We start from the raw sequence: 24,413 nt of genomic DNA, 5'->3' as shown, positions 1-24,413 counted from the left end.
CCCTCATCCTTTCCTTTGGCATTAAGAAGAGCTTGTATTACCAAACCAGCTTCGAGAAATCAGCGATTTGCGCGATATCATCCGCGATGCCCTTCAGTGTCGCCAGCCGGTTGTCGCGCACCTTCTCGTCTTGCGCCATAACCATCACACTATCGAAGTAAGCTTGAATCGCAGGCTTTAGCGAAGACAAGGATTGAAGCGCTTGATCCATGTTCCGTTCCGCGAAGGCTGCCTGGCAAGCTTCACGCTGTGCAAGCCATGCCTCGTACAGATTCCCTTCGGCGCTCTCCGTGAACCAGGATGGCTCAACTGTGTCAGTCGTTGCTTTAGACGCCAGATTGCTTACCCGGTTGAACTGCTCCACAACAAGCTTGAATTCCGCTTTCGACTCTTCCGCCGTAGAAGCAGCTACCGCTGAAGCGCGGTTTGACGTCTGAACCAGATCATCGAAGCCTGCCGCCATGACGGCATCCACAACATCGTAACGGTAACCTTGCTCCGACAGCCAGTTTTTCACCCGCAGCGCAAAGAAGTCGTTTAATTCTTTACGTACGTCGGCTTCGGAACGTTTCAATCCTCTTTCCTTATGCACATTCAGCGCAATATCGTACAGCTCCGTAAGCTGAAGCTTAAAATCGAAAGAAAGCATAATATGCACGATGCCTGCCGCCTGTCTGCGCAATGCATAAGGGTCTTGCGAGCCGGTCGGAATAATGCCGATGGAGAAACATCCCACGATCGTGTCGATTTTGTCCGCCAGACTGACGATAGCGCCTGTCACCTCGGACGGAACCGCATCTCCGGAGAATCTTGGCTGATAATGCTCGTTAATCGCCTTGGCTACCTGCTCGCTCTCGCCAAGCTTGCGCGCATAGTCTTCCCCCATGATGCCTTGCAGCTCAGGGAACTCATAGACCATCTGCGATACAAGGTCAAACTTGCACACCGAAGCGGCACGGGATACTTGCGAAGCCGCTTCTTGACCAATCGCAAGCTTGCTTGCGATCGTCTCGGAGATGGCTGTAATCCGGCGCACCTTATCTGCAACCGTCCCCAGTTCTTCATGATAGACAATGGATTCGAGCTTGCTGTTCGCATGCTCGATCGTCAGCTTATGATCTTCCGCATAAAAGAACTTTGCATCAGACAGCCTTGCGCGAAGGACCTTCTCGTTGCCTTTGGCAACCAGCTCAATAGAGCGCAGGTCGCCATTGCGCACCGTTACGAAATAAGGTAGCAGCTTGCCCTGCTCATCCAGCACCGGGAAGTAGCGCTGATGCTCACGCATGGAGGTAATCAGCACTTCCTGCGGGATATGAAGGAAGGACGGATCGAATGAGCCGTGTAGCGCATTCGGATATTCGACGAGGAATAGTACCTCTTCCAGCAAATCTTCCTTGACGGCGATTGTCCAACCCTTTTCTTCTTTTAGCTCATCCAGCTGCTTCAGAATAAGCGCCTCACGCTCGTTCACATCTACGATGACGTGCTGCTCGCGCAGCGCTTCACGGTATTGTCCAGGCTCCCGGACTACAGCGTCAGTACCTAGGAAGCGATGACCGCGTGAGATGTTGCCGGTCGATACGCCCGTAATTTCGAACGGGATAATATCTGCTCCGAACAAAGCCACCATCCAGCGGATCGGGCGAACGAAACGAAGCTCATAGCCGCCCCAGCGCATGTTCTTCGGAAAGGACATGGACGTAATCAAATGGCTTAGTCCTTCAGGCAGCAAACCTGCCGTCTCGGCTCCAATGCTGCTTTTTCTCGCATAAACATACTCAACGCCAGCCAGCTCCTGAAAATAGAACTGGTCGGGCTCTACGCCTTGGCTTCTGGCGAAGCCAAGCGCAGCTTTGCTCCAGTTGCCCGCTTCGTCTTGTGCGATTTTACGGGAAGGGCCTTTTGCTTCTTCATTGCTGTCCGCCTGCTTCTCCGCAACGTCCTTCACAAGCACGGCAAGCCTTCTAGGTGTTGCAAAGGCTTCGATCTCTCCATGAGGAATACGGGAATCCGCAAGCCACTTCTCCGTCTTATCCTTCAATTGGTTCATAGCCGCCCGTACAAATCGCGCCGGCACCTCTTCCAATCCGATTTCCAGCAATAGATCCTTTGCCATCCTATTCCGCTCCTTTCTTCAGCAACGGGAAGCCTAGACGCTCGCGCTCTTCCAGATACGTAGCCGCACATTGTCTGGCCAAGTTGCGGACTCTCGTAATATAGCCCGTTCTTTCCGTTACGCTGATAGCGCCGCGCGCATCCAGCAAATTGAATGTATGCGAGCATTTCAGCACGTAATCATAGGCAGGGAACACCAGGTGATGCTCCATCGTTTTTTTCGCTTCTTCTTCGTACATGTTGAACAAAGTGAAGAGCATAGCCGTATCCGACGTTTCGAATGTATATTTGGAATGCTCGTACTCCGGTTGCAGGAATACATCGCCGTAGGTTACGCCGTCCACCCACTCCAGATCGAACACATTCTCTTTCTCTTGAATATAAGAAGCCAGGCGCTCCATGCCGTATGTGATTTCCACGGCAACGGGATTTGCGTCTATGCCGCCTACTTGCTGGAAGTACGTAAATTGCGTGATCTCCATGCCATCCAGCCATACTTCCCAGCCAAGACCCCACGCGCCAAGCGTTGGAGATTCCCAGTTGTCTTCGACAAAGCGGATATCGTGATCCTTGGCGTCAATGCCCAGCCGCTTCAGACTCTCCAGATACAGCTCCTGAATATTGTCCGGCGAAGGCTTAAGAATCACCTGGAATTGATGATGCTGATACAGACGGTTCGGATTTTCACCGTAACGGCCGTCTGCTGGACGACGCGAAGGCTCGACATAAGCCACATTCCATGGCTCAGGGCCGATCGATCGCAGGAAGGTCATCGGATTCATCGTGCCCGCGCCTTTCTCTACGTCGTATGGCTGTACCAAAATGCAATTCTGTTCCGCCCAAAACTGCTGCAGCGTCAAAATCATACCTTGAAAATTCATTCGGCTCGACTCCTTTTTCGTTTTTTGTCCAATCAGGACTCTGAGCAACTTATGTATTGGCAGCGGCATACAAAAAACTCCCGGCCTCTACGTCTGCTCACAGACGTAGGGACGAGAGTTGTGATTCCCGCGGTTCCACCCTACTTGGCCATCCTGCGCCGCAAGACAACCCGCCTTAGTTCGATCGGACTCCGGAGCGCCTTTCATCATGAACGTCCAACCGGGCTTCCACTTTCCCCGGCTCGCTGAGCTTGTGACTACTCATGATTACTTTCTCCATCATTGTCCACTATTCATAATTTACTATTCTATTCATCTCGATTGCAAAAGTCAAACTAATTTATCAAGCTGATCCAGGAAATTGCGAGATTTCAGCTGCAAGCCTAGCTGGATGTCCATCAGTTGACGCATTACAAGCTTTAACTCCTGCTTTGTCTCCGGCTTCACCGCGATGGAGCCGAGTCTGCGCATGTCGAGCTTATTGAACAATCGAAGCAGCTTGTACGCCCCCTCGCTTAAGACATGAGCCGAAGAATCGCGATTGACGCATCTCCCGCATAGAATGCCCCCGCCTTGCGCAGACAAGCGGAAAGGACCAACCCGATTCCCGCATGAAACGCATTCTTCCATCTCTGGCGCATAGCCGGCCAGCGTCAAGACTCTCATCTCATAGAGATGTGTCACGATCTGCGGATCCTTCCCTGCATCCAGAGCGGACAAGAATGCCTTTAATTGCTCAAAATGAAAGCCAGTGGGCTCATCGTCATGAATAATACGATCCGTCAGCTCCGCCGCATAAGATGCGTAAGCGGAAAGGTCCAACTGCATACGCAAATCATGGTGAGATTCAATAATCTCACCATGATTAAGCGTTCCGAGGCCTTGGCTCCGGAAATATTGGTATTCGCCATATGTGAAGGGCTGTGCCAGCGAAGAATGCCGGCTCTTCACTTTTTTGGCGCCGCGGACCATTACGCCCGCTTTCCCGTTCGTCTTCGTCAGCAGTGTCACAATCTTATTGCTTTCCCCGTAATCCATGCTGCGAATTACGATTCCTTCTACCCGATAAAGCATCCCTTCGTCTCCCCCATGAAACGAGCCATAACAGCTGCCTAGGCTGCCTTAGTCCTTACTCCGCATCTTCTCCCGCGAGTTCTTCATCAAAGCCCTCTGCAGCGCTTGGATGGGCGGACAATCCGTATTGATCCATTTCCTTATAAAGCATGAAGGATTCGACATCCCCGGTCAACGTAAAATACTTCCACGAAAAATCTCGCATACGTATTCATCCCTTTCGCCTCGGAAATGCTGCTGCTCCAGACATTATAGGATGTGACAGATCGGGCTCCCGTATCCTTAGCAAAAAACGTCAGTCATGACGGAAGCCAAGATCTTTGAGCACACGCTCCTGATTCCGCCAGTCCTTCTTCACTTTCACCCACAGCTCCAGGAAGGTACGGGAACCAAGCAACGCTTCAATATCCTTCCGCGCTTGCTTGCCCACTTCCTTCAAGAAGTCGCCGCGCTTCCCGATGATGATCCCCTTCTGAGAGTCGCGCTCGACATAGATGACTGCACCGATATACACAACTCCGTTCTCCTGGACTTTCATATCTTCAATCGTGACCGCAATGGAATGCGGGATCTCTTCACGAGACATATGAAGAATCTTCTCCCGGATAAGCTCTGCGCAGACGAATTGTTCCGGATGATCGGTAATTTGATCCGCCGGATAATATTGCGGGCCTTCCGGCAAGTAGCGGCTGATCTGCTCCAGCAGCGTGCTTACGTTATTGCCGTTCAACGCCGAGATGGGCACAGTTTCCGCAAATTCGTAAAGCTCATTATACTGTGTAATCATAGGCAGCAGCTTTTCGGGCTCTATCATATCGATTTTGTTCATGACCAGAAATACAGGCGTTTTCACTTTTTTGAGCTGTTCGATAATGAATCGGTCGCCGCCGCCGATTCCTTCGGATACATCAACTAAAAATAACGCCGCCTCTACTTCCTTCAAGGCGCTCTCCGCAGTCTTCATCATATAATTGCCCAGCTTGGATTGCGGCTTATGAATACCTGGCGTATCCAGAAATACGATTTGCGTATCCTCCGTCGTATAGACGCCATGAATTTTGTTGCGCGTGGTTTGCGGCTTATCCGACATAATCGCAATCTTCTGCCCGATCAAATGATTCATAAGTGTCGACTTGCCTACATTTGGCCTTCCGATAATAGCTACGAAGCCGGAGCGAAATTTGTTTCCGCCTTTGGTGTTACTGGTTGATTGATTCATGGATTCTATCGTTCCTCCTTGTGAAGCGATGAGGGCGTGAACGCCCCTGGCAATAACTCGGTTACGGTAGTCATGGTCCAGTCGCCTTTTGTATTCCCCATAATAACCGGCATATCAGGCGGACAGAGCTCCACCAACACTTGGCGGCATATGCCGCATGGCGAGATCGGTCCTTCCGTAGCTCCGATCACAGCAATAGCCTTGAACGTACCCGCTTGCTTCCCATCGGCAATAGCCCGAAACAGCGCGGTGCGCTCTGCACAGTTCGTCGGACCATATGCAGCATTCTCGACATTGCAGCCTTCGTGCACATGACCGTCCGAATCCAGCAATGCCGCGCCAACCTGGAATCCCGAATAAGGCACGTAAGCGCGTCGCATGACTTCCTCTGCGGCGCGCATTAGCGTTGTATAGGATTGAGATAGCCCTTCAAATTCCATACGTTAAAAATCTCCTTCCTTACGAAGCGAATAACAGCCGCCACAAGGGCGGCCCGATAATGATAACGCCAATTGCAATTGCGCCTAATGTTCCCGCAAGCACCGCGCCTGCGGCCGTATCTTTGGCAGCCTTGGCAATAGGATGGCGCTCTGGACTTGCCAAATCAACGGCTTGCTCAATGGCTGTGTTGACCAGTTCCAGACTAATTACAAGTACAATTGCAAAAAGGATAAGCGCCCACTCTGCAGACGATAACGACAGCAGCCATCCAAGTCCAATGACAAGGACGGCAGCTATGCAATGAATTTGCATATGACGCTGTGTGCGAATGGCGAACATTATTCCTGATAACGCGAATCCCACGCTTCTCAAGAACCGGCCCATTATCTGGTCAAACCCGCTTTCTGAAGTACGGCCTCCTGCTTGGCCGTCATAACCGCTTCGGACTCCTCATCCTGATGATCATAGCCAATCAGGTGCAGAAATCCGTGAACGAACAAAAATCCGATCTCTCTCTTTAGCGAATGACCATAATCCTCGCTTTGGGCAACCGCACGCTCCACGGAAATAATAATATCGCCTAGCATGCCCGATATAGGATCCGGCTCATCCTCGCTTTCCACCTCAAAGATGATATCCAGTTCGTCTGTACCTTCATCCTGCATGGCAAAGGACAATACATCCGTCGGTCGGTCAATTCCTCTATAATCGCGATTGAGGGCGTGAATGCCCTCATCATCGATAAAGGTTAACGTCACTTCGCCCTCCGACATCCCTTCGGCTTCACCGGCGAGCTGCAGCAGCTCGGTCAGAAGTCCGATCCATTCTTCCGGTATGTCAATCTTATCTTGCTCGTTGCTGTAATCCAATTGCAAGCTCATGCTAACTTGTCCGCTCCTTCGCCTTCACGTCATCCGGATATTCGATCCGGGAGTGGAAGATCCCGATAATGCTTTCCTTCAAAGAATGCGCAACCTTGTCCAATTCCTTCATGGTCAGATCGCATTCGTTATATTGATTGTCATCCAATCGGCTTTTAATAATTTTGTTGATCATCGCTTCTACATGCTCGACAGTAGGATTGCGCAAGCTGCGTACCGCTGCTTCAATACAATCCGCAATGCCCACAATAGCTGCTTCTTTGGATTGCGCCTTCGGACCCGGATAACGGAAGTCGTCTTCCGTGAAGTTCGGTTCTACGCCCTGCTCTTCCGCTTGCTTAAGCGCCTTATGGTAGAAGTATTTCAACGATGTTGTTCCATGATGCTGCTCGGCGATATCCCGAAGCGGCTTAGGAATATTATGCGCCTTAAGCATTTCCGAGCCATCCTTCGCATGCGCCACAATAATAGATTTGCTGAGCTTGGGATCGATCGTATCATGCGGATTCTCGATATTTGTCTGGTTTTCGATGAAGTAGTTCGGCCGCTTCGTCTTGCCGATGTCATGATAATAGGAGCCGACTCTGCATAACAGACCGTCTGCCCCGATCGACTCGGCCGCAGCTTCCGCCAAATTGCCTACCATGACGCTATGATGGTACGTACCTGGTGTCTCCGTCAGCAGCTTGCGCAGCAGCGGATGGTTAGGGTTGGACAGCTCTACCAGCTTCAGCGCAGACAGGATGCCGAACGTAACCTCGAAGAATGGCATAAGACCGATGACAAGGACGGCTGTCAGCAAACCGCTTGCGAACGCAAAGGACAGCGAGTAGATAAACGGCATCCGGTCCAGTTGCTCAGACATAAGCAGGATAGCCGCTACAGCGCATGTTCCGAACAGACTCACCATAATGCCGGCCTTCAGAATGGCCGATCGCTGGCTTGCCCGATGGATAGCGAATACAGCTGCCAAAGATACGACCATTATGAAAAATCCGAATCTGAAATCAAACAGCTGGCTGGAATGCGTATTCAGAATCATGCTGCCCATAATGGCAAAGATAAACGAACTGATTATCGCCAAATGCATGTCCAGCAGAAGCGTGATCAGCATCGCTCCCAGCGCGGCAGGCGCCAAATAGCCGATATATGAAGCATTATCCGTCTGCGTAAATCCGATAATCTGAATCGTAATGGTATTGATCAAATAAATCAACCATAACATAAGCAGCTGAGCGTTGCCGTAACGCGGCTTCAGCCCGTTAATGCCGCCCGATTGATGGAGATAGACGTATATCACGATGATGAACATCAGGGAAAGCATTAGCAAGCCCATTTGAGGCCAATAATGCTTCTTATCCTGCAGCAAATTCGAATCCGATAACAGCTTGTACAGCTCCGGCGTAATCGTTTGTCCCCGCTTGACCAAGAAGTCGCCTTCCTTGATGACGACAGGCGGCGTATTCTGCTTCGCTAGAACGCGCGCTTCCTCAGTCGCTTCCTTATCAAGGAATTTGTTTGGCATAATCGCAAAGCGCGCCAACTCCTGCACAATTTCCCTTGCTGTCCGGTTCGACAACGAGCTTGCATTGACCAGCTCAGCCACTTGCGTCCGGGCCGTTTCCGCTTCCCTTAATTGCTCGATCATCAGCTTCTTGACGATGTTTATAGCTACGATGCGCATCTCGATCAGCTGCTCGCTTGTCAACTGCGGCATTTTATAGAACGTCTCTTCCGGAATCTCATACTTCTGGTCCTTAGTGACTCTGGTCATCTCTTCCAGAAGCGTATCAGAATATGTACCTTTGCCTTTATTAAGATTGGCAAACATATCAATATGCTCGTTATACCGTTTCGGAATTTCTCGTCGGTAGATTTCCACTTTATCTTGGTTCGTCACCTGATCGTCCATATTAAGCTGCTCGATCCGGTACAAGATTTGTTCAACCAGCGCTTCGTTTTTCATTGCTACGATATTGTAAGTATCCTCGATCCGGTTAGCCGCCTCTTCCTCAGCCTGGCGAGTCGCCTTCTCGTCCTTAATCTGGAAGGGAGCTTTAATATCCTTTTCGCTAACCGAACCTTCTGCGATATCATACGTCTCCGGTATGACATGCGGCGCAAGACTGATATAGAATAGCAGCACGAACATGGCCATGAGCGTCCATCTTCCGGCAGGACTTTGTCTCCAGCCTTGTATCCTGGCTGATTTTCCGGTGGCCTGCTTGCTTGTCCCGTTCTGGTTCATGCGGCTATCCATCCTCTCTAGGTTTTATTCTCGGCATGCACATCATACGCCATAATAATCTTCTGTACGAGGGAGTGACGCACAACATCGCCTTCGGTGAAGTAAATAAGTCCGATCTCTTCGATGCCCTTCAGGATACGCTGCGCTTCTATGAGGCCCGATGTCTTGCCTCTTGGCAAGTCGATCTGCGTCACATCGCCCGTAATGACCATCTTGGAACCAAAGCCCAGACGTGTAAGGAACATCTTCATCTGCTCAGGCGTCGTATTCTGCGCCTCGTCCAGAATGATAAAGGAGTCATCCAGCGTTCTGCCGCGCATATACGCCAGCGGAGCGATCTCAATTAGCCCGCGTTCCATCGCCTTGACCGTCTGATCTGGGCCAAGCACATCATGGAGCGCATCATAGAGCGGCCTCAAGTAAGGGTCTACCTTCTCTTGCAGATCGCCTGGCAAAAAGCCCAGATTCTCACCCGCTTCCACAGCGGGACGCGTCAACACAATACGCTTGACGGAGCCTTCCTTCAATGCGGCAACAGCCAATACGACAGCCAGATAGGTTTTGCCTGTGCCTGCCGGGCCTATGCCGAACACGATATCTTTTTTTCTAATCGTCTTCACGTAATGACGCTGTCCAATTGTCTTAACCATAATTTTTTTGCCGCGGAAGGTCGTTGCTACTTCTTTCTTGAAGAGATCCAGCAGTTCCTCCGCCTGCATGGTGCGAGCCAGCTCCAGCGCATAGGCAATATCACGTTCCGTCGGGTTATAGCCGCCGCGAACGAGCTGCAGCAGCACGCGGAACAATTGCTCCAGCGATTCTGTTTCCTTGACGGGGCCTGTAATGACAATCTCGGCTTCGCGTGTAGCGATTGTCGATTCGACGCTTTCTTGCACCAATCGCAAAAACTTATCCTGAGGCCCGAAAACAGCTAAGCCTTCAGCAGCATTCTCGAGCGGAACTTTTACTGTAGTCGATTCATTTTGCAACAATTCTCAGTCTCCCTGCATCTGGACTAATGGCATTTCTGTGACCAACGATTGCTCCACTTCAAAAAGAACTTTCATATAAACTTTACCATTGTCAGCCTCTTCATGCAAAACAATTTCATCGACGATGACGGCATCAAGACCTGCTTTTTCGATGACATCCGCTTTGGCTTGCAGCAATCCGACGCTTTTCGCTTCTTCGACGGTAATCGTCCGCTCCTGCAGCTCCGTCTCCATAACCGTTTCTTTCATTCGGCCAATCGGCAGCGACCATTTTCTCCAGGAAATACGCTCCTCATGTGTAATCGTCTCCGATTGCACGTACTCGTCCTTTCCGAATCCGCTCACCTGAAGCCCCCTGGAGCCCAATACCGCATACCACTTCGACTTTTTCTCGCCCGTGTATACCTTCACCTGCTGGACCAGAGGCGCCTCCACCTTGAATTCATACCAGACCAGCCCGCGTACGATTCCTTTGGCGACAACGACCTTGGAATTCGTCTCGGAGCCGATCAAGCCGGAGATGAGGGTCTGCCCCTTTTTGACGCGCGTATTTTTCTTCACGACCGCTTTGCCAGCCTCCGCTATAATCTGCGTTACAACACCATCAGCGGAAGCAACCAAATGACGGGGATTTTGAAGCGACGGCGTCTCAGGCAGCGTCATCTCAACAACCTGAATGCGAACCTTTGTCCCTTTTTTCTCCACACCGACCCAAGTCGTGCCCGGCAGCGAGTTGACCAGCTTCTTGGAGATGACGTCGGCATCCTGCAGCCTGAAGGACCATTGCATCGGGTACAGCCCTTCCTGCTTGGCCGCTTGCAGCACCTGCTCGTCCGTCAGCTTCACATTGCCCTCGACCTCAACATTCCATACGAGCGAGGAGAGCATGAATATAATGGCAAAGAACAAGACGATGCCCAAGGAGAACCAGATTCGCTTCTCGGCTTTCACAAGCCAGAAGGGAAGCCCTTTGCGTTCAGTGACATGCACCCGGCAGCCTGTCTCTTTTAAATACGGACGAAGGCGAAAAAAGTCGCCAACAGATAACTCAAATTGCAGCTTCCCTTTGCTTGTCCAACGAATGGCAGACAGGCCAAGCCCCCCTGCCATCGCTTTGTTCACGAGCTCCTCGGGCTTGCCGCCCCTCGTCTCTACCACAACGACACCCTTTAACCATAATACCCCTTTTTCCCTCACTTCGTTCTCCCCCTATTCATTATGGAAGCAACTGTATATTGGTAATCACGCCTTCGATGAATACTTCTTCCGTCCATATTGTCCGAATAACCAGCGAACTGCCGGTCACCTCCAGCTCTCCCTTGCTCAAAGCCAGCCTCAGGCGGTCGCTGGTGAAGTGGACGACGCCACGATGATTTTCGATATAGAGCTGCCTGTCGCCAATCATTGTAAGCCTGGGAAGGTCATATACGACATCTTGAGGCATATCGAGCAGTTCGGCCGTCAGCTTATGAAATTTCCGTTTCAGATGTCGCATGGATTGAATGAGCCCCTCCTCAAAGGTTTTCGAAGAAAACCTGGCATCGTAAGCAGTTGCTAAGGTTTTCGAAGAAAACCTGGCATCGTAAGCAGTTGCTAAGGTTTGCTGGAAGCAGACCTAATGACATAGCGTCGAAAACATAGCTATGACGTTATAGATGTGCTATACCAAAATATGCTCGGCGCAGGCTAATTATGTGATTCCTGAGGAAAAACGGAGGGTTTGCGGATTGAAGCGGAGGCAATAAAAAAAGACCTTCGATTCCAAGGAATGGAACGAAGGTCTTATTCTGCTTATGATCGGCGATACGGTCGTTTGGCCTTAGGCGGTCCAAGCACCTCCGACCAGATAAAAGCTTTGCGAAGATCATCCTTAGCAAGCCCTTTGGTTGGGTTGGCAATCATTCCCCCATCGGAATTAGAGGCTCTGCTTGCAGCAGATGACGGACGAGTCTGGCGTGACGACGCAGACGTCCCATACCGCCGGACAGGCCGATCTCCAGCGTACGGATCGAATCGATCGGCGCCGGGGAATACATCTTCACCCTGCTCCTCCGATTTCCACTGCGTGCGGTAAACCGTGTCAGGGCGCTCCTGCTGAAGTACTGGACGCTCCTGCTGGCTCACAGGCCGCGCTTGCTGCTCCGGAGTCCGCTCTTGCGGACCACCGTTAGCCGGTTCACCGCCGAAGTCCGGCATTCTTCCGGGAGTCTGGCCTTTCTTCCCGGAGTTGCTGAACAATCTCGCTACAAAAAATATTGCAATCAAAATGAAGTAAAAGTTTTTGGTCAAAAACTCAATGATATCCACGTTGCTTCACCTCCATAAGACAGCTTGCCATTGATTAGGCTAGCTACCGGCAGCGTTAACGTCCGTCTTTCTCGTCAGTCTGACCATCCGTTTCGCCAATGGAGGATCTCATTTTTGTATCCGCTTCGATGTTTTTCAAGTTCATGTAGTCCATGACGCCTAGCTTGCCGCTTTTAAGCGCTTCTGCCATGGCAAGCGGAACCTGCGACTCGGATTCCACAACTCTTGCTTCCATCTCCACGACCTTGGCTTTGTTCTCCTGCTCCTGCGCAACGGCCATCGCTCTGCGCTCCTCGGCTTTCGCCTGAGCGATTTTTTTATCGGCTTCGGCTTGTTCCGTCTGCAGGTGGGCTCCAATGTTTTTGCCTACATCCACATCCGCGATATCGATGGACAGGATTTCGAAAGCCGTGCCCGCATCAAGACCTTTGCCGAGCACAGTACGTGAGATTAGATCAGGATTTTCCAATACATCTTTATGGGAATTCGACGAACCGACCGTGGTTACGATACCTTCGCCTACGCGGGCAATAATTGTCTCTTCGCCGGCGCCGCCGACGAGTCGGTCGATGTTGGCGCGCACCGTTACACGCGCTTTTACTTTTACTTCAATTCCGTCTTTTGCAACAGCTGCAACAATCGGCGTCTCGATTACACGCGGGTTAACGCTCATCTGTACAGCTTGCAATACATCACGGCCCGCAAGATCGATTGCTGCCGCACGCTCGAATTGCAATGGGATGTTGGCACGTTGCGCTGCGATTAGCGCATTGACAACCCGGTCGACGTTACCGCCTGCGAGAAAGTGACTTTCCAGCTGGTTAATATTGAGCCCGAGGCCCGCCTTGGTCGCTTTGATCAGCGGGTTGACAATTCGGCTCGGGACGACCCGGCGCAATCTCATCGCAACCAGCGTAATAATGCTAATGCGCACGCCTGACGCGAGAGCGGATATCCAGAGCATAAACGGGAAGAAGCTCAGGAATACCGAAAGTAAAATAATGACCAACACGGCGATAATCAGAAACGATACAACAGGATCCAATTCAGCGAACATATCGATAACCTCCATTTCCCTTATTAACAGGGGACTATTCATTTCAATTCTTTACTTCTTTCACAACAACCCAGGTTCCTTCCGCCTTGATGACCACAACCGGCTTGCCCGAATCGATAAATTCACCCGTCGTAACAACATCGACCCGGCTATCGCCAATTTGTGCGGTGCCCGAAGGGCGCAGCGTTGTCAGAGCTATTCCTCGTTCACCCACTAGTGAATTCTGAACATCCGCTGACAAGTAGCCTTCTTCCGTTCCCAATTTGTCTCTCAAAATAAATTTGTTCCAGATGCCCCGGCCTTTATTGGTTCTGGCGAACAAAGCTACGATGACCGCAGCGGCGGCCACCGCCACGCCGAGCGAGATAAATCCGGTCTTCGGATTAGGCGCCGACATGACAACCGCGGCTATCAGCGACGCGCTGCCAAGCAGCCCCAATATGCCGAAGCTTGGCACAAATAGCTCAATTACCATTAAGATAATGCCTATGATGAACAGAGCCATTGCTTCCATGCCTGCCAGTCCCGATACATAAGAGCCGAAGAAAAAGAGACCGAAACCTAACAGTCCTATAATGCCCGGAGCTCCAAAGCCTGGAACAAGCAGCTCAATCGCAACACCTGCGATGCCGATTATAAGCAAAATCGTTGTTACGACAGGGTTGACCAGGAAGCGTGCCACTTCCTCTGCAAGCGAAGGCTGTATCTCGATCATGGTACGATTATCCAGCCCCAGCCATTTGACTACATCCTCAACGCTGCTCGCCGTAAGCTCGGAATAACCGACTTTCTCCGCGTCGGTAGCGGACAAGGACAAGATCTCTCCCGGCTTCTTCTCCCGGCCGATCGTATCTGTCATATCCACGGCAACTGACTTGTCCACCATTGCCGCAGCGATATTAGGGTCTCTGCCATTCAGCTTCGCGGCTTCCGTCATCTGTCCGACCCAGAACGATATCGTCTTCGGATCTTCAATAAGCGTCCCGCTTCCGTCAACGACGGCAGCTGCGCCAATTGTACTGCCCGGCTGCATCGCAATATGATTGGCGTTCAGCGCGATATATGTCCCTGCCGATACGGCCTTGCCTTCTACGAATGCAGTCGTCGGAATCGGACTGGTGCGAATCAGTTCCCCGATTTCGCTTGCGCTGTCGACACGGCCGCCAAGCGTGTTCACAACAAGCACAATATGCTCGGCCTTTGCTTCCTGCGCCTCCTTGAAGGCTCTCTCCATGAAGGAAAGCAGTCCCTGCTCCACCTTCTGCTTCACGGGTACGATGACGACAGCCGTTCCGGCATCGCCCTGTGAAGCAGTCTCCTCAGATGAGGCAAACGCAGCGGGAAGCATGACCGACGTTAACGAAATGGTTAGTACAGCTATAAGCATCAACGGAAGCAGCAGTGTCTTTGTATGCAGCCATATTCGTCGTTGTTTAACCATTGGCGCCCTCCTTTTTACAAGATAGTATTACCTGTATTACGTAACAATGTTCGTATTGTTTCAACAATTAGAAAAAAACACCCCAATAAAGGGGTGTTTTGTGTCCGCATCGTATGCTATTGCAGAAATTGCATAACTGCTTGATTTACTAGTTTACCGTCTGCGCGTCCCTTTGTCTTAGGCATGAGGGCGCCCATCACTTTCCCCATATCGGCTTTGGAAGAAGCACCGAGTTCATGGATGGTCTGCCTTACTATCTCTTGAATCTCTTCTTCAGTCAGCTGCTCGGGAAGGTATTGACTAATAATTTCAATTTCTGCTGCAAGACCTGTTACCAGGTCATCACGGCCGGCTTTTTTAAATTCTTGGAGGGAATCTTTACGTATTTTGATTTCACGACTCAATATATCAAGCACTTCATTATCTTCCAGGGGTCGCTTTAAATCAATCTCCAAGTTTTTCACTGCCGCACGCATCATACGAATAGTGGTCAGCTTGAACTTGTCCTGACTCTTCATGGCTTGCTTCATATCGTCGGTCAATCGTTCGCTCAGGTTCATTATGCAAGGCTCCTCCTAAAACTTTCTCTTACGCGCAGCCTCGGACTTTTTCTTGCGCTTTACACTTGGCTTTTCATAATGCTTGCGTTTTTTCACCTCAGCGAGCACACCGTCTTTAGCGATGGAACGTTTAAAGCGGCGAAGCGCAGCATCAATAGTTTCGTTTTTGCGAACTTTAGTTTCAGACACCAGTTTTCCCTCCCTCCGAAACAGACCGTCCAGAGCTATAACACGGTTTATCAAACTTCATTATAAAGTAAACTAAAACCCAGTGTCAACTTCCGTTAGGTTGCAAGTAATGCGCCAAGCTTCTTACCGCCCAGCAAGTGGATATGCAAGTGGTAGACGACTTGTCCGCCATCGCTGTTCACGTTGTTAACCAGGCGGTAGCCCGCTTCCGCGATGCCTTGCTCTTTGGCGATTTGCCTGGCAACGGCAAACAGCTCTCCGATCAATTCGTTATCCTCATCCGCGACATCGTTCATGGTCGGAATATGTTTTTTCGGGATAATCAATATATGTACGGGAGCCGCCGGCTGAATATCCTGGAACGCCAGCACACGGTCGTTTTCGAACACTTTGGTCGACGGGATGGAACCTTCAACGATTTTACAGAAAATGCAGTCCATTTTTCTACCTCCTCACCATTTCCTACCTACTATCATACAAAAAAAATGAGCGCTAGTCCAATGCACGAACGCCGAACATGGGTTAGTCCATGTTCGGCGCAATTCGTACGGATTTTTGCTAGATAAAAAACGGCAATAAAGAAAGGGCCAGCAAGCCGCCAAGTGGAAATCCTCTGCGGTAAAAGCGCCTGCGCGGATAGTAACCGCCGTAGCCGTAGCCGTAGCCGCCATACGGGAGAAAAGCTCTTTCGTCCCCCGGACAGAATGGGATCGCCAGATACACATTTTCGTCATCTACGCTTTCCACGATTCCATCATGATACTGGCCGTCGCTTGTTTGGATCACCACGTAACGATTAAGATGTTTCTCGCAAACATTTTTGTTTTGTGTCAAATGTGGATTGACATTGTTCATAGTCATCAGCCTCCCGATACCATATTCTATGCTGCGGTAGGCGAATGGCTACTAAGCTTCTATGCGAATTTTTTAAGATCCGGCGAATTTCTTAAGATCCGGCGTAGTTCTTAAGCGCCTTCTGAAGCTCTGATGCAATATCGATCCAATCATGGCCGTTCGCCAGACGGACCATCGAGTTGCGGTCGCCTTCCATTTCATAATGAAACGCGGACATCAGCTCAGTGAGGCTCACAAAGGACGACTGCGCTTCGCTTACCGCTGCATGCTCGGCCTCCGACAATGCTCCGCTGCCCGATCCGATATCTTGCAGCGCTTGCTGTAGCTTTTTCTCATAAGCATCGTAAGTCTCAGAGTCTTGGCTGAATGCCGCAGAATCAATCTCAGCCGCATGCGACATAAGGACGGCCAATCCCGCCTGCTCTCGGTCCACGCTGACGTTGAAATGCTTCGCTGTCAATCGGGCTAATGCCGGCTCTGTGTCCGCATTCAGCTGGATCTCCTCCAAGTATACACTCCAATGGGCAAGCTGCTCCTGCCCCTCTTTAAATCCTTGGAAGATCATTTCCCCAGTACGTACGATATCGCCCCGCGTATGCTCGATGTGTTTGGTATAAAGCAAGATGTTGCCCATTAAGCTAAAGACGAGCAAGACGAGCGTGATAGGCAGCGCCCAAGAGCGCTTGCCGTTTTGTTGCTGTTCCAAGCTTCTCCCTCCCGAATTAACGTTGACAGCTTTCGGTCCGCATTACAGTTTGATCACCGTGGAGCCGTCAAAGAAATAAACATATTTTTCGTCAACCTTTCGCTTCAAGACCGCCTCGATCGCCTCGGCATACAATTCCAGCTGGAAGCGATGCCGCCCCGCTGCCCGCTCCCAATCCTTCATATAGACACGATCCGTCTTGTAATCAAGCAGCGTAATGCCGTCTCGGTCTTCGAACAGGCAATCAATTACGCCTTGAATCAGAATCGGCTCATCGTCCAATTCGCTGTCATGCTTGCCATAAACCCGGCTGGCGGGGAACATGCAGCTGAACGGAACTTCTCTTCTGACCCAGTCCGCCCGAACGAGACGCTGTCCAAGCTCGCTCTCATAGAAAGCCAGAATCGTATCCGGATCGATGACTTCCGCCTGCTTCAAGGTCAACAGCCGCTTTGCCACCATCGCCGCTAGCGTCTCCTCGATGACGTTCTTGTCCACCGATCCTGCCGCCGGGATATGCTGCATGAGCAAATGATGAACGGAGCCTTTCTCTGCGGCAGTCAACGACTTCTCCTCCATAAAGGAAGGCCTGCGCATACGCAGCGTATAACTGCCTCTACCGCCGCTCTCGTCTCCTGACGCTGCTGGATCAGCCTCATGTATGCCTGAGGCTTCCTGGACCGCTTCAAGCGTCTCAGCGTCCTCCACAGGCTCTGCATGCAGCCGTTTCATTTCGGTAACGGAGGTTTTCGCCGCAATGCCTTGCGCAGCCTGATGCGGGTAAGTCCATTCCATACGGGCACGCAATTCTGTATCGATGTCCGTATCCTCAATCAGCGCAAGCGATTCAATCGCCCCCATACGCAGTTGACTGAATCCGGGCTCCTCTGCTACCTCTTCCTCCATCGCGGCCGCAGCCTCCGTGCCAAGCAGCACCGATGGCACTATCCCGCTTTCCCATTGTTCCATACCGATTGTGACAGTCCGCGCCGCCGCCTCAGCTGAATTCCCATCCGTCTCAGCTGCCAGCTTCCTCACAACGAGCGGGCCTACCCAATCCAAATAAGATCGCGCCGAAGCGACATGATAATCCGAGACTTGTCCCGATTCATCCAAAGCGGATAACCAGCGATTCATCGCTTTGACCGAATCGGATACCGTTCCGATGAGAAACATTTTCTCCTTTGGCCTGGTTAACGCCACATACAGGATACGCATCTCTTCCGCAAGCAGCTCCATCTTCAGTTTTTTTCTAATCGCCAGAAACGGCAGTGTAGGGTAGCTGATTCGAAGCTCGGGATCGACATAGCGGGGACCAAAGCCCAGCTCCTTGTGCTTCAGGAACGACGTTCGCATATCCTGCTGGTTGAAGAGCTTGCCCATGCCTGCGACAAAAACAACCGGAAACTCCAAGCCTTTGCTCTTATGAATGGACATGATGCGGACAACATCCTCGCCTTCGCCTGCTGCCCGTGCCGTTCCCAGATCGCCGCCGCTCTCCCGCATTCGCTCGATAAATCGCAAGAAGCGGAACAGTCCGCGGAAGGACGTCGATTCATACTGTCTGGCGCGGTCGTGAAGCGCCCTTAGATTCGCCTGTCTTTGCGTACCGCCCGGCAGCCCTCCGACAAAATCATAATAGCCGGTATCGCGGTAAATGCGCCAAAGCAGATCTGCCAGCGACCCTTGTCTAGCCTCCGATCTCCATCCTTCCAGACGCTCGAGAAATCTTGCAAGCTTCAGCCTGGAATTCTCCGGCATGCTATCACTGCCTGCCGCATGCAGCAGAGCATCGTAGTAGCTGGCATTGACGGATAGAATGCGAATGCGGGCCAATTCCTCGGCTGTCATGGAGAACACCGGAGAACGAAGCGCAGCCGCGAGCGGAATATCCTGATGCGGGTTGTCGATAACGCGCAGAATCGACAGCATCGTCTCCACTTCCGTCGCTTCAAAATATCCGCTGCTCAGCTCGGCATAAGCCGGTATTCCTTTGGCCTGCAGTTCCTCGATCAGAATAGGTGACCACTGCTTCGTAGCCCGCAGCAAAATGACGACATCTCTCCACTCCATCGGACGGTAGCTGCCGCTCTTCCCGTCATAGACCTGAAAACCGCTGCTCACAAGCTCGTTGAGCTGTCCGGCAATCCATCTCGCTTCAAGCTGGGCGACATTCAGCTCCGCCAGCTCTTCCGCGCGCTGCAGCATGTCTTCATGCTCCTCGCCGAAAGCTTCGTCATCCCCCGCGTCCCCATCATCGGTAACGCCCGATCCGCGATCCAGAACAGCGAACTGAATATTGCAGCTGCCGGGCTTTTCCGGTTCAGGGTATGCGGCTCCTGCGACAAGCTCCGCTCTGTCATCGTAGTCCATCTCGGCGACGTTCTCTCTCATGATGCCGCGAAAAACCCCGTTTACGCCGTCGACCACTTCGCGGCGGCTCCGGAAGTTGCGGGCGAGATCGATTCTTTGCCCTGAGGAGCTTGCGGAGTCATGCTGCTCCTGTAATTGGGACTGCGCGCGATAGGCTTTGTATTTGGCCAGAAACAAATTCGGCTCCGCCAAACGGAATCGATAGATGCTCTGTTTCACGTCTCCGACCATGAACCGGTTGCCGCTGCCAGGACGCTCGATCAAGGAAACGATCGCCTCCTGCACCATATTGGTGTCCTGGTACTCGTCCAGCAGAATCTCGTCGAACATCTGCTGATAGTCAAGAGCCGCGACTGACGGCACGATCTTCTCCGGAGTGGAAGTCTTATCTCGAAGAATACGCAGACAATAATGCTCCAAGTCGCCGAAATCAAGTAGACCCTTTGCCCGTTTGGCAGCCTCGTACCGTCTGCCGAAATCGATGACCAGATCGGAGAGCGTGCGCATAAGCGGCGCCAGCACCGCGAGCTCCTCCAGAAACTGCTCGGCATCGCGTCCGAACAGTTCATTCGCAAGTCCGCTTACCAGCTTCTTGGCATTTTCCCGCAGCTCCTTCGTCTGCTCCTGGAGCGGCTTGTCGTAATCATCGCCCCGCACCGCCTTCAGCTTCCCGAAGGCCGCTGCCCTGAACGGAGCGGCCCAATGCCGCCAAGCGGTTGATTGAACCGTATCCCGGAGCCCCTGAACCATGAGCAGATCTTCCTCCAGCGCGCCTGCGTATGGGGCAGGACCGGAGGGCCGATTCGCCAGCTCCAGCGCTTCCCGAAGCTGGACTATCGCGCCATCGAGGCCGAGCAAGGCGTCTTCCTTCAGGCTTGCTACCCATTCGCCTGCCTCCAGCTCTTCCAAGGAGTCAGCCTCGAATGCGCGAGCTGTCTGGGATAGCCATAGCTCGGGCCATGGATGGCTTTGCGCGAAGTCGTATAGCCCCTGCACAAGCTGATAGAGAGGCTCGTCTCCGCGTTCCCCTCCGTATCGGTCAGCCAGCGTCAGAAAGTCCCCGCTGCCCGCTGCCTCACCGCTGTACCGATGCTCGAACAGCTCATCCAGGACATCGAGACGCATCAGCTCGCTTTCGGTTTCATTGGCTATCCGAAAGCCCGGGTCAAGTCCGATAAGCGGATAATAACGGCGAATGACGTCCAGACAGAAAGAGTGCAGCGTCGTGATGGAGGCGCGTCCCATTAACGCAAGCTGCCTCCGAAGATGCTCGTTGTCAGGGTCCGATGCCAGGCGCTTCTCCAGCGCCTGACGAATTCGATCCTTCATTTCTGCTGCGGCCGCCTTAGTAAAGGTTGCGACGAGCAGCCGGTCGACGTCCGTGCTAAGCGATATTTTGCGAATGATTCGCTCCACGAGTACCGCCGTTTTGCCAGAACCTGCCGCAGCCGCGACCAGCACGTTTCTGCCGCCCGTTACAATGGCTTCCCACTGGTCATCCGTCCATGTACTGTCTGCCGGCTTCGGCGCGCGCTGCGTAGTCATCCTCTTACACTCCCTCGAGCTGACGCCAAGCGTCCTCTCTGGACGATTTCGTCAGTTTTTTGTAGTCATTGCCTTGGAATAACGGATCGAATTGGCAGACGGCCTTGTAATCGCAAAACTGGCAAGGCGATTTCGGCCCCAGCCGGTAAGGCTCGATCGAGACGTCTCCCTCCATAATCGTTCCGCCGATCCGGCTGATCATGCCCCGGACAGATCGCCTCAGCGTCGTCCATTGATCAGACGTCACCACAGACGAGCTGCTGTAGAAGCTGCCGTCCCGCTTCAGCGCAACCGGAAGCAAATCCGAATATCCGGCATCCAGCTCGCCGTCCATCAGCCGGGCGACCTCGGCATCTGCCGTCAGCAGCCCTTTTGTTTTATAACGCTTCAAGATCTGGTTCGGCACTTCCTCAGCAGACAATCCGTTCGCTAAGGCAAGCATCGGATTATGCACATGAAAGTACAAAACGCCGGCAGGAGACGCAGGCTGGCCGAGCCATCCTTCCGCATGCGTAATTAATACATCCAGATAGGTTAGCATTTGCAGCGACAGGCCGTGCACCACTTCCTCCAGCTTAAGCGTCGTTGCGCTGGACTTATAATCCAGTACGCGCAGAAGCAGCCCTTCTTCCGTCTCTGCGGCGTCGACACGGTCAATCCTGCCGACAACCTCCATCTCCGTTCCATCCGGCAGGGGCAGCACCAAGGAGGGCAGCGTGCCTCCAGGTCCGAAGTCCAACTCCGTAGCGACTGGCTGGAAGTGTGCCCGCTTCGCATGCTCGCCGAGAATAACCGCGGCCTGAGCCACGATCTCCTTCAGCTTGCGGGCGATGAACTGGAATCTGCCGCTGCTCAGCAGGATCTGGGATTGCAGCTTGGGCGCAATCTCATCCACCGTCTTCGCAGCTGCAATCTTCACGTCTTCCCGCGTAAGCTTGCCCCAGTTGCCGCCAAGCGAGCCTGCCAGCTTGCTGAGCGCCGCATGGAACAGCTGGCCTACGTCAGGCGCCTCCAGCCGATACAGCTTCCGCTCCCGAAGCTTCAATCCGTGGATGGCAAAATGCTGGAACGGACAAGAGACGAATCGCTCCATTCGAGAGACGCTAACGGTCATCCGCTCGCCATACAATTCCCTCGCCAACGTCACCGGCAAGCTGCTCTCGCGGTTATGGTAGGTCAGCGATCCGGACAGGAGCTGCAGCTTTGGCTGCCACTCCGGCCGCGCGACATACCAGTTGTACATATCCCACCAGAACGGCGCAATCCGTCCGCCCTGCTGCCAGCTTCTAAGCGCGGCAATTAAATGGGTCAAGGTACGGCGGGGATGCTGGACAAACTCCTTCTGCTCCTCGGCTGACATGCTCTCAGACGGTTCTGTCCCGATTCTGAGTGTCGGCAAGCCGGGGAATAGGCTGCGAATATTCCGAATGATCTCGGAAGGCAGCAGGCTCTTGCCCTCTTCATCGGCCTCGGCCCAGCTAAGCCACAGCATGTCGCTAGGTGTCGTCAGAGCGTTATAGATCATAAATCTCTCATCCAGCAGCCTTCTGCGCACGCTAGGCGCCATCTCCATGCCTTCCGCAACAAGCGTATCGCGCTCAGCCTCCGTCAAGATGCCGTCCTCATTCACTCGCATAGGCATGATGCCATCATTGGCTCCCAGCACGTAACAAGCCCGTATCCGTCCCGACCGGGTCCGATCCATGGAGCCGACCAGCACTTGATCAAGCGCAGGCGGCACGGCTGCCAGCTTCAAGCTGTCAAGCCCTGCCTCGACCATACCGGCGAACAGCTCGGGAGATACCTCCTCATCCCCTGCCAGTTCAACAAGTTGATCGAGCAGGCTCATCACGCTGTCCCACAGCTGTCTGTGCGCCCGACCGCGCTGGGCATTGCCCCGATCCATATCCTCACGGCTCCAGCGCTCCAGCCGGTCTGCCGCATCACAGTGATCCAGCAGCTTGTACAACGCTTCGCACATCTCCCGAATGCTTGAGGCTTTGCGAATCGCATCCTCGAATTTCTTCAGGTGAGGAACGATAGCGTCCCTTGCAGCCACTGAAATTTCGAACTCCTGCTGGGCCTTAGCCGACACCTTCGTCTCCATCTCCTCTTCTTCGTCGAGCGAGAGAGACGCTATCGGCTCCCAGCTCCTTGGGTCCAGCCACTTCCATCCATCGATCCCCGAGGCCAGAACGTAATTTTCCAGCCTGTCAAACCAATCCCGCGGCAGGCTTCCGTCCATCGGGAACAGCATCTCGGTTTTGACGCAGCGGAACACAGCATCATAATGCCATCCGCTTAACACCGCTTCCAGCGCGGAGCGAATGAACTCCACCAACGGATGGTGATGAGCCTGCTCCTTCTGATCGACAAAATGAGGAATGCCGTAATCATCTAATATAAGGGACAAATAATCAGCGTAATCGGCCGAATTGCGCGTAAGAATAGCAATTTCTCTCCAGCGCAAGCCTTGGTTCCGCGCACGCGCACTAATGTCGCGGGCTACCGCCTCAACCTCTGCTCTTCTTCCAGAAGCAGACAAGAGTTGGATTCCGCCGCGATCGGGATCGCTATGACGGCTGCCTAGCATCGGAATTCGCTTGTCATAATGCTTCTCCAGATGGCCCAGTACGGGACTGCTGCTGAAGCGATGCGGAATGCCGCCTCCCGCATTCATGTCCAACACCGGCAAGACCTCAACCCCTTGGGCTTCTGCCAGCTCCATCAGCCTGATGCATGTCTCCGCTGCAGGATGGAACAGCTCAAGCTCATGCGGCCGCTCGCCAGCATCGTAATGGCGGTCCAGCGTAAGCGTGACGTTCACTTGCTTCGCATGCTTCATCAAGGAGCCAAGCGCTTCGTACTCCGTTGGCGTAAATCCGTGAAAGCCGTCCACCCATAGACAAGCATCCTTCATAGAGGGAGCTTCGGAATAGCTGTGCGACAAATAAGCCAAATAATCCTCAGCGTCCACGTAGCGGCCGGCTAGACTGGCTTCCATCTCTTCATAAATCAACGACAGGTCATGCAGCTTGCGGTCCAGAAGACCCTCCTGGCGCTCTCCTCCGCTCAAAGCGGCGTCCAGCTTCCGTAAGCCTTCCGCATCCACGCCGTAGCGCTTCCACTCTGTCAGAAGCTCAGACAGCCTCTCGATGAACCCCGCTTGCTCCGCTCCGCTCTGGAAGAGCTGCAGCCTTGCAGAAAACCGGTGAACGATTTTATACAGGAGCATCGATTTCCCCGTATCGCCGATTGGCACCAAAGCCGTACCGCCTGTCTCTTGCATGACCCGGAAAGCAAGCCTTCGGAAGCTTAGCGCCTGGGCTCTGAGCGAACCCCGCAATTCTCCGCTTTGAAGCAGGGTATACTCACTCTGGAACGTCGCTTGCTCGGGAACGAGCATAATGAGCGGTGGACCGTCCGGCTCTCTGCGCAGCTGCTCTCTTATCTCATCCTGACAATAGGTTGTCTTGCCGGTACCGGCTCGTCCAATAATCAGTCTTAGCGGCATATGCTCTCCTCC

At 52.7% G+C, this 24,413-nt stretch carries 22 protein-coding genes; all 22 read right to left on the bottom strand.

The window, feature by feature from the left end:
- Window positions 1-37: 37 nt before the first annotated feature.
- Window positions 38-2,119, bottom strand: a complete 2,082-nt coding sequence (glyS, locus tag D3P07_RS06605; protein WP_119799387.1) for a glycine--tRNA ligase subunit beta — start codon at window positions 2,117-2,119, stop codon at window positions 38-40.
- Between the two features lies 1 nt (window position 2,120).
- Window positions 2,121-2,999 (bottom strand): glycine--tRNA ligase subunit alpha, encoded by an 879-nt coding sequence (gene glyQ, locus D3P07_RS06600; protein WP_119799989.1) that lies wholly within the window; start codon window positions 2,997-2,999, stop codon window positions 2,121-2,123.
- Window positions 3,000-3,329: 330 nt separating this feature from the next.
- Complete coding sequence (gene recO / locus D3P07_RS06595) at window positions 3,330-4,073, bottom strand: DNA repair protein RecO (RefSeq protein WP_119799385.1); 744 nt, start codon at window positions 4,071-4,073, stop codon at window positions 3,330-3,332.
- 55 nt (window positions 4,074-4,128) lie between these two features.
- The gene (locus tag D3P07_RS06590) at window positions 4,129-4,278 is read right to left on the bottom strand and encodes a YqzL family protein (protein ID WP_119799384.1); all 150 of its coding nucleotides are present in this window, start codon (window positions 4,276-4,278) and stop codon (window positions 4,129-4,131) included.
- Between the two features lie 90 nt (window positions 4,279-4,368).
- Window positions 4,369-5,292, bottom strand: a complete 924-nt coding sequence (gene era, locus D3P07_RS06585) for a GTPase Era (RefSeq protein WP_119799382.1) — start codon at window positions 5,290-5,292, stop codon at window positions 4,369-4,371.
- A 5-nt stretch (window positions 5,293-5,297) separates the two neighbouring features.
- Entirely contained in the window at window positions 5,298-5,732 is a 435-nt protein-coding gene (locus D3P07_RS06580; RefSeq protein WP_119799380.1) for a cytidine deaminase, read from the bottom strand.
- 19 nt (window positions 5,733-5,751) lie between these two features.
- Window positions 5,752-6,096, bottom strand: a complete 345-nt coding sequence (locus D3P07_RS06575) for a diacylglycerol kinase family protein (RefSeq protein ID WP_310732543.1) — start codon at window positions 6,094-6,096, stop codon at window positions 5,752-5,754.
- Between the two features lie 20 nt (window positions 6,097-6,116).
- Entirely contained in the window at window positions 6,117-6,614 is a 498-nt protein-coding gene (ybeY, locus tag D3P07_RS06570; RefSeq protein WP_119799377.1) for an rRNA maturation RNase YbeY, read from the bottom strand.
- A gap of 1 nt (window position 6,615) precedes the next feature.
- Complete coding sequence (locus tag D3P07_RS06565) at window positions 6,616-8,862, bottom strand: HD family phosphohydrolase (protein WP_119799376.1); 2,247 nt, start codon at window positions 8,860-8,862, stop codon at window positions 6,616-6,618.
- A gap of 17 nt (window positions 8,863-8,879) precedes the next feature.
- Complete coding sequence (locus D3P07_RS06560; RefSeq protein ID WP_397334536.1) at window positions 8,880-9,854, bottom strand: PhoH family protein; 975 nt, start codon at window positions 9,852-9,854, stop codon at window positions 8,880-8,882.
- A gap of 3 nt (window positions 9,855-9,857) precedes the next feature.
- Window positions 9,858-11,051: a sporulation protein YqfD gene (gene yqfD / locus D3P07_RS06555; protein ID WP_119799374.1), complete on the bottom strand. Its 1,194-nt coding sequence runs from the start codon at window positions 11,049-11,051 to the stop codon at window positions 9,858-9,860.
- Window positions 11,052-11,070: 19 nt separating this feature from the next.
- Window positions 11,071-11,349, bottom strand: coding sequence for a sporulation protein YqfC (yqfC, locus tag D3P07_RS06550; RefSeq protein WP_119799372.1), 279 nt, complete (start codon window positions 11,347-11,349; stop codon window positions 11,071-11,073).
- 296 nt (window positions 11,350-11,645) lie between these two features.
- The gene (locus D3P07_RS06545; protein WP_119799370.1) at window positions 11,646-12,161 is read right to left on the bottom strand and encodes a hypothetical protein; all 516 of its coding nucleotides are present in this window, start codon (window positions 12,159-12,161) and stop codon (window positions 11,646-11,648) included.
- Window positions 12,162-12,216: 55 nt separating this feature from the next.
- Window positions 12,217-13,218, bottom strand: a complete 1,002-nt coding sequence (gene floA, locus D3P07_RS06540) for a flotillin-like protein FloA (protein WP_119799368.1) — start codon at window positions 13,216-13,218, stop codon at window positions 12,217-12,219.
- Window positions 13,219-13,261: 43 nt separating this feature from the next.
- Window positions 13,262-14,659 carry an NfeD family protein gene (locus D3P07_RS06535; RefSeq protein WP_119799366.1) on the bottom strand — a complete coding sequence of 466 codons (1,398 nt, stop codon included), beginning with the start codon at window positions 14,657-14,659 and terminating at the stop codon, window positions 13,262-13,264.
- 116 nt (window positions 14,660-14,775) lie between these two features.
- Window positions 14,776-15,219: a GatB/YqeY domain-containing protein gene (locus tag D3P07_RS06530; protein ID WP_119799364.1), complete on the bottom strand. Its 444-nt coding sequence runs from the start codon at window positions 15,217-15,219 to the stop codon at window positions 14,776-14,778.
- A 15-nt stretch (window positions 15,220-15,234) separates the two neighbouring features.
- The gene (rpsU, locus tag D3P07_RS06525) at window positions 15,235-15,408 is read right to left on the bottom strand and encodes a 30S ribosomal protein S21 (protein ID WP_005547957.1); all 174 of its coding nucleotides are present in this window, start codon (window positions 15,406-15,408) and stop codon (window positions 15,235-15,237) included.
- 95 nt (window positions 15,409-15,503) lie between these two features.
- Window positions 15,504-15,848, bottom strand: a complete 345-nt coding sequence (locus tag D3P07_RS06520; protein WP_119799362.1) for a histidine triad nucleotide-binding protein — start codon at window positions 15,846-15,848, stop codon at window positions 15,504-15,506.
- 118 nt (window positions 15,849-15,966) lie between these two features.
- Entirely contained in the window at window positions 15,967-16,263 is a 297-nt protein-coding gene (locus tag D3P07_RS06515; protein ID WP_119799360.1) for a hypothetical protein, read from the bottom strand.
- Between the two features lie 91 nt (window positions 16,264-16,354).
- Window positions 16,355-16,969: a hypothetical protein gene (locus D3P07_RS06510; protein ID WP_119799358.1), complete on the bottom strand. Its 615-nt coding sequence runs from the start codon at window positions 16,967-16,969 to the stop codon at window positions 16,355-16,357.
- A 42-nt stretch (window positions 16,970-17,011) separates the two neighbouring features.
- Window positions 17,012-20,887 (bottom strand): helicase-exonuclease AddAB subunit AddA, encoded by a 3,876-nt coding sequence (gene addA / locus D3P07_RS06505; RefSeq protein WP_119799356.1) that lies wholly within the window; start codon window positions 20,885-20,887, stop codon window positions 17,012-17,014.
- Between the two features lie 4 nt (window positions 20,888-20,891).
- On the bottom strand, window positions 20,892-24,401 hold the full coding sequence (addB, locus tag D3P07_RS06500; RefSeq protein WP_119799354.1) for a helicase-exonuclease AddAB subunit AddB: 3,510 nt from the start codon (window positions 24,399-24,401) through the stop codon (window positions 20,892-20,894).
- Window positions 24,402-24,413: the final 12 nt, after the last annotated feature.

It is taken from the genome of Paenibacillus sp. 1011MAR3C5, assembly GCF_003591485.1.
Taxonomy (GTDB): Bacteria; Bacillota; Bacilli; order Paenibacillales; family Paenibacillaceae; genus Pristimantibacillus.
The sequence above is the reverse complement of the archived record's forward strand: the minus strand, read 5'-3'. Positions and strand labels throughout refer to the sequence as shown.